This is a genomic window from Syntrophomonas wolfei subsp. methylbutyratica (genome assembly GCF_001570625.1).
Lineage (GTDB): Bacteria > Bacillota > Syntrophomonadia > Syntrophomonadales > Syntrophomonadaceae > Syntrophomonas > Syntrophomonas methylbutyratica.
The window spans coordinates 1-467 of sequence record NZ_BBQT01000077.1 but is presented as its reverse complement, the minus strand read 5'-3'; the positions used below and the strand labels follow the sequence as shown (position 1 = coordinate 467).

The following is a 467-nucleotide window of genomic DNA, read 5'->3' as shown; positions in this document are numbered from 1 at the left end:
GCACAACATCACAATGCAGCAGAAGCTCGGCGACTTCCTCGCGGGCAAAGAGATCGAGCCTGCCATTACAAACGACCAGTACGGCTGGATGCTGACAGTTTACCATCCGATAGGCGAGGGCGATAACCTCTGTTACGCGGCGGCGGATATGTCGATGGATCGTATCCGCGGCGAAGAGGTTTCGTTTCTGACGCGACTTATGTCGCTGTTCCTCGGCTTTCTCTCGCTGATAATGATTTTCGCGATGTGGATTGCCGACCACTTCATCACCGATCCAATCAACCGCATTGCCAAGGCCACCAACGAGTTCGCCTACGACAGCGCAAAGGCGCGCGAGGAGAGCATTGAAAGACTGCGCGGGCTTGATATACGCACAGGCGACGAGATCGAAAACCTCTATACCTCGATTCTTAAATCGTCCTCAGACACCATGGGCTACATCGGCGAGGTTCAGAAAAAGGGCGAAC

Annotated in this window: 1 pseudogene; it reads left to right on the top strand. The window is 54.2% G+C overall.

The features are described from left to right. Positions 1-467, top strand: a pseudogene (locus AWB54_RS16035) (hypothetical protein); the annotation flags it as partial.